A 6,167-nucleotide genomic window follows, 5' to 3' on the forward strand; every position below is an offset into this window, starting at 1 on the left:
AAAAGTGTATTATGGTGACTCATGTCCAAAATCTCCTTGTGTGGCAAAGTTTTTCGCAAACTCTTTATACCACATCGCATTGAGATTTTGGACTTTTTTCTTAACCCTTAGCCGGACAGCAATGAGCAGGTGGTGTGTATTTGGTGTGTGTAGCATTTATGGATAGATATTCCAAAATGTTACATGAAATGTATACCATGTTGGCCCACGCATGGATGACGCCCGCGTGGAGGTATGGCTGCCTGATACGCTGCCGGAGCAGTGTAAAAGAAAATTGTCTCGAAACCGCTTGTATGAGGATATTGGAGACGTTTTTTCATGCCGGATGGGGCAACAGGGCGGTTTATGCCGTAAAAAGGTTCTATTTCAGTGTCTTTCAGCATCAGTCGGTTGCATTGTATCGCCCGACACGGTAAGAAAATTTCATGTTGACGCGCCGTCTGCTATTTCTCACCCCCGCTCAGGCCGTAACCTCGGTCTTTCCTGCCCTGCGTGATGCCGGATACGAACTTGGCATTGCGGAAAATCTCAAGGGCGCCACCGTATTCATACGCAAGTCCGGGCCGGGCATTATTTTTGCGCGGCCCAGCCTGCCGGGTTTCCGCGTCGAAGACCTTCTGGCCGTAGGGGCTGAAGACCCGGCCTTTCCTCCGGTTATCGTCATTACAGACAGGGGAACCGCCGATGAGGCCGAACGCCTCATGAGCCTCGGCGCACAGGATTACTGGCTTGAACCGCTGGATGTGGAACGCATCATGGCCGTGGCCCGTTCGTTAGGCAACGGTTCCGCGCAGCGCAGGGCCGCGGTTCCCGCTGCTTCAACCCTTGGCGGGCGCAAGGCGCAGTATGCCGAAGGTGCAGGGCCGCGTATTGTGGGCAGGCACCCGGCCATGGGCAGGGTTTTGCAATTGGCGCGCCAGGTGGCCGGTTCGCGGGCCACGGTGCTTATTACCGGCGAATCCGGCACGGGAAAGGAGATGTTTGCCCGCTACCTGCACGCCATGAGCAAACGCGGCTCCGGGGCTTTTGTGGCCGTAAACTGCGCCGCCTTGCCGGAACACCTGCTTGAAAGCGAACTTTTTGGGCATGAAAAAGGCGCTTTTACCGGAGCCATTGCCCGCAAACCGGGGAAATTCGAGCTTGCCGACGGCGGCACGCTGCTGCTGGACGAAATTTCGGAGATGGACCTTTCCCTTCAGGCCAAGCTTTTGCGTGTCTTGCAGGAAGGCGAAGTGGACCGGGTGGGCGGCACAGAACCCCTCAAGGTTGATGTGCGCGTACTGGCGACCACCAACCGCGACCTTGAAGACTGGGTAAAGCAGGGCAAGTTCCGTCAGGATCTGTATTTCAGGCTCAATGTCATTCCGTTGCGGCTGCCTTCATTGCGTGAGCGTGGCGATGATATCCTGGAACTGGCCGGATTTTTTATGGATATGTATATCCGCGAGTACCAGCTTGCCCCGGCCGTGCTCTCGCAAAACGCCATAGACTGGCTGCGCGGCTATGATTTTCCCGGCAACGTGCGTGAACTGCAAAACCTGATGGAACGCGCCGTGCTGCTTGCCAATGGCCGTCCTGTGGAACCGCGTCATTTTCTGCTGGAAGATGACGATTGGCCCCTGTTTGATGACGACGGCGCGGATTCTGTCCCTGAAGGTTTCGGGGCTGCGGCTGCCGCAGATTTTTCCGGTGGAGCGGCGCTTGCCGAAGAGGCGACAGGGCGAAACGATCCTGCCGATGGTGGGGGGCCTGCCATGTCTTCCTCTCACGGCAGCATGCCCGGCGCGGTCATTCCCCTGCATGAGATGGAGCGCATCATGATTCTCAAGGGGCTTGAGGCAACCTCGGGAAACCGCACCCAGGCGGCGGATCTTCTTGGAATTTCCGTGCGGACCCTGCGCAACAAGCTCAACGAATACCGCGCTGCGGGACATCCTGTGGACTAGAGCAGATTAACTTTGAGAATATACATTCTCAAAGTTTAAGGCACGCTCACTTCGGCGTTTAACCGCGCAGATAAACTGCGCTTACGCCTCCGTAGCGAACGTCTGCTCACGCAGCCGCCAGAGCAATTTCAAAGTGAAATTGCTCTGATTGCGGTCTGACGGCATTGCCGTACTTTTCTTGTGCAGCCGTTGCCCTGATAGGGCAGCGGCTGCACGCTTTTTTTGACACGGTGTTGGGAAAAAGCCGCAGTGGCCCTTCTGAACAGGAGCGGATTCACTGCGGCTTTTTGTTGCCCGCTCTCGCAGCCGGGACAGAAAAAAAGCGGGAATCGGAAGAAAAATATTCAGATCTCGTGCAATTCCCATATACTTAAACTTTTCTAAAATGTTATTCCAGTTTTTATATATGCAAAAAGGAAATGCAATTAAAAATGTGCATAAAGAGTATAGTCAGCAATTACGCATAGTCGCGATATTCAATATATGCGTATTCGTCTTTTATGAAGACATTGTTGACTTATTGATTGCGGAGATTGATAATATACACAATATTTGTGTATAATTTCACATCTGTATTGTGATTATAAATACAATCGCAGTTATGAAGATGTGTTTTGTATGCAGTATGTGTTTTTGTGTGTGAAGTAACAGCTTCTGTAGAGTGTCTTGTTCACTGTATGCCGTATTGTCTTGCATACGGTCAGGTGTGATGCCTGATTGTGCGGATTTTTCGGCGCAACATGGGAGGTATGCTGATGACTCCTGCGTTAAAGAGGCTTCGCAATTCGCGAAAAAAAATCGCACTACTCCGAACAAAAACAGGCAATGCCTCAAAAAAGGAAAGCCCCTATATTCCGGTGTTCATAAAAAAAACACCGGCATGTCAGGGGGAGTGTCCCAGCGGGACAAATATCCGGGGCGTGCTCACAACCATTGCCAACACCGTAAAGGACGGCAGAACCTATCACGACTCTTTCCGGCAGGCTTTTGAAATTATTGCCGCCAACAATCCCTTTCCCGCGGTATGCGGCCGCGTTTGCCCGCATCCCTGCGAATCCGGGTGTAACCGGCAGTACAAAGACGGTTCCCTGGCAATCAACAATGTAGAGCGTTTTATCGGGGACTACGCGCTCAGCAACGGCTTTGCCCTGCCTGCCGAGCCTGTTGCCCAACGTGATGAAAAAATAGCTGTGGTGGGTGCGGGGCCTGCGGGGCTTTCCGCCGCATATCAACTGGCGCGGCGGGGCTACGCCGTTACGGTGTTTGAGGCTTTTTCCAGGCCCGGCGGCATGCTGCGCTACGGCATACCGGACTACAGGCTGCCCCAGGATGTGCTGGACAGCGAAATTGGCCGCATCCGGGACCTTGGAGTGGACATCCGCTGCAATGTCGCTGTGGGCAGGGATATCTCTCTGGACGATCTGCGCAAAGAGCATGATGCCGTTTTTCTGGGCATCGGCGCTCATGAGGGCCGTTCTTTGGGCCTGCCCGGTGAAGACGCCGCCAATTTTTTTACTGTAACGCACTTTCTTAACCGCATAAATTCTGGCTGTGCCGTCGGCGTGGGCCAAAAGGTGCTGGTTGTGGGCGGGGGCGACGCGGCCATTGACGCCGCGCGCATCTGCCGCCGCCTGGGGGCCGAGGTTGTCATGGTGTACCGGCGTACGCGCAATGAAATGCCCGCCATAGAAAGCGAAATCGTCGAGGCTGAAGAAGAGGGCGTGACGTTCCGTTTTCTTGCCGCACCGGCGGAACTGCTGCGCCAGGGCGACATGATCACGGGCATGAAGTGCCAGAACATGCGCCTGGGGGAACCTGACGCCTCCGGCAGAAGGCGCCCGGAACCTGTGGAAAACGACTTTACGGAACTTGCCGCCACGGCCGTAATCGCCGCCATCGGCCAGGTTCCCTGCATGCAGGGCTTTGAAAGCCTGGATTCCGGCAGGGGTTGGATACGGGCTGACAGCACGGGCGCCACGGCCAAAGACGGCGTGTATTCCGGCGGCGATGCCCTGGGTCTGAGCCTTGTCACCACCTCCATTTACCAGGGCAGAATGGCGGCAGCGGCCATTGACGCCAAATTGCGCGGCACGCCGCTGCCTGTGGAGGAAAAAGCCGTTATCGCCAATAAATTCAGCATCTATTACGACCACTATGCCGCCAGCAGCCGCAACGAGACTGCTGCCCTTCCTCTTGCCGAGCGCATGGCCGATCTGCGGCGGGAGGTTGTGGCAACCCTTGATGAACGCAGTATCATTGAAGAATGCGCCCGCTGCATGAGCTGCGGGCTTTGTTTTGACTGCGGCAACTGCTGGAATGTCTGCGGTGAAAACGTTATGCCGCTCAAGGGCCGTCTCAAGGGCGACAGCGCCGCTCTTGCCACCTCGGACTGCAAGGGTTGCCGCCATTGCATGGACGAATGCCCGTGCGGCTTTATTGAAATGATCGACCCGGCCACGGGCAAGTACATACGGGCAAGCATGGATGACAGCTATCTGGTCTGAGCATGCGGAAAGCGCCGGCACATGCCCGGCTGCGCCCTGTAATGCCGCCACAAAAGCAGCCTCGCCTGCAAAAAGATCATACCGGTTCATAGAGCAGATTAACTTTGAGAATATACATTCTCAAAGTTTAAGGCACGCTCACTTCGGCGTTTAACCGCGCAGATAAACTGCGCTTACGCCTCCGTAGCGAACGTCTGCTCACGCAGCCGCCAGAGCAATTTCAAAGTGAAATTGTTCTAAAGAACATATTCAGGAGCTTTTCATGACCAAGCTTTCGTTTGCGGAAATGCACGATATCCTTATGGACGCGCTTCGCCTCACCCATTTTCCCGTGGCCGTCAAATTTTTCTTTGATGACGGGCAATTGAAAGAATTCAAGGAAAATGTGGAATTCTTTACCTCAGACCGCAATCTGACCTTTTGCCAGTATGAGATAGGTCCGCGCATGACCGGGCAGACCCTGCTGGTGCGCAAGGAAAAACTGGGTTGCCCCAACGGGCTGTATTCCTTTGGCTGGAAAGGTTTTGATCAGGCCGAGGTGCTCAGTCACAAAAAATACGCCAAAGACCTTGAACAGGCGGAACGCTTTGTGAAATCCAAGCCGCGCCTGCCCGAAGGCACGCTGAAGGCCATAGCCGTGTCACCCCTCGCGGACACGTATTTTCCGCCCGACACCGTGCATTTTTACTGTGACAACATGCAGGCCTATCACCTGGCCGTGGACTATATGGCTGCAATGGACGTGCACCCGCTGCGCACCAATATCACCATGAATTCCTCGGCCTGTGCCGGAAACGTGTATACCTACCTGGAACAGACCGCCAACGTATGCACCGCGTGCAGCGGCAGCTATAACTCCGGCAAGACGGAGCGCGGCGAGTTGAACTTCTTTGTCCCCGGCGCGCACCTTGAACCCCTGGTGCAACGCCTTGTCACGCGCATTAACGAGCATGGAACAGGGGCCATAACCCGAACCGGAGAAAACTTCCCCGGTGCCGCCATTTGCAAAAACTGCAATATGATAGTGTACAAGCGCGGCGAATGTCTGGAATCGGCACAATGATCGGCAAGTGGCGCGCCCGCTGAGGCGCTGCCTTGAAATGGACGGGCGGCCCGGCAGAGGGCCGCCCGTCTTTTTGTGCCGGCCTGCGGGCTATGCTGCCCTGTGACCGGTCGTGGCAATGGGCTGAAATATTTTTCCTTCTTAAAGCGGTTGCGGCGCGCCACTGTGAGCATGGACGGCGTCAATATCTTCATTTGCTCTCCCTGGCCCAACGGATGCAGGGGCTTGGGCCGCCGTGATGGGCAGAGGCTCAGGCGCTCGCGCGGCTGCTGGCATTGATGGAACGCGCCACTGCCGCCAGTAGTCGTTTGGCTGGCCTGTGGCAGGAAAGACGGCCGGAAATCAGAGGCTGTTACGGATGACGCAAGCGGACCTGTCGAGCTTTTCATACAGCCATGTAAAATCCAGCGTGCCGGTTTTTTCAATACGACGGAGTTTTTTTATTCCTTCATCCGTAATTTCCTGCGCCCGTGCGGCCACGGTTTCCGCTTCCGCGGCCCGCACGGCCACAAGGCCGTCGTCGTCAGCCACCATGATGTCTCCGGGCGCTATGACCACGTTGCCCATGCTCACAGGGACATTTATCTCGCCGCAGGCGTCTTTGTACGGTCCGTTGGGGCTTACGGCGCGGGCGTACACCGGAAAGGGCAACCA

The 6,167-nt window shown here is 55.5% G+C and carries 3 protein-coding genes and 1 pseudogene; 3 read left to right on the top strand and 1 reads right to left on the bottom strand.

Annotated elements, in window-relative coordinates:
- The first annotated feature begins 425 nt into the window (after positions 1–425).
- From V6C16_RS06425 to V6C16_RS06435, 3 genes are all read left to right on the top strand, one after another.
- The gene (locus tag V6C16_RS06425) at positions 426–1,946 is read left to right on the top strand and encodes a sigma-54 dependent transcriptional regulator (RefSeq protein ID WP_333542914.1); all 1,521 of its coding nucleotides are present in this window, start codon (positions 426–428) and stop codon (positions 1,944–1,946) included.
- 755 nt (positions 1,947–2,701) lie between these two features.
- On the top strand, positions 2,702–4,450 hold the full coding sequence (locus V6C16_RS06430; RefSeq protein ID WP_333542915.1) for an NAD(P)-binding protein: 1,749 nt from the start codon (positions 2,702–2,704) through the stop codon (positions 4,448–4,450).
- Between the two features lie 262 nt (positions 4,451–4,712).
- Positions 4,713–5,513 carry a DUF169 domain-containing protein gene (locus V6C16_RS06435; protein ID WP_333536395.1) on the top strand — a complete coding sequence of 267 codons (801 nt, stop codon included), beginning with the start codon at positions 4,713–4,715 and terminating at the stop codon, positions 5,511–5,513.
- A gap of 342 nt (positions 5,514–5,855) precedes the next feature.
- On the opposite strand, the pseudogene V6C16_RS06440 reads toward V6C16_RS06435, so the two are convergent.
- Positions 5,856–6,167, bottom strand: a pseudogene (locus tag V6C16_RS06440) (dimethylmenaquinone methyltransferase); the annotation flags it as partial.

This window comes from Desulfovibrio sp. 1188_IL3213, assembly GCF_036763145.1.
Taxonomy (GTDB): domain Bacteria; phylum Desulfobacterota; class Desulfovibrionia; order Desulfovibrionales; family Desulfovibrionaceae; genus Desulfovibrio.

What these genes read in the sequence shown, in the direction of transcription:
- V6C16_RS06430 (WP_333542915.1), top strand. Translation starts at nt 2,702, where the DNA reads ATGACTCCTGCGTTAAAGAGGCTTCGCAATTCGCGAAAAAAAATCGCA.
- V6C16_RS06435 (WP_333536395.1), top strand. Translation starts at nt 4,713, where the DNA reads ATGACCAAGCTTTCGTTTGCGGAAATGCACGATATCCTTATGGACGCG.
- V6C16_RS06425 (WP_333542914.1), top strand. Translation starts at nt 426, where the DNA reads ATGTTGACGCGCCGTCTGCTATTTCTCACCCCCGCTCAGGCCGTAACC.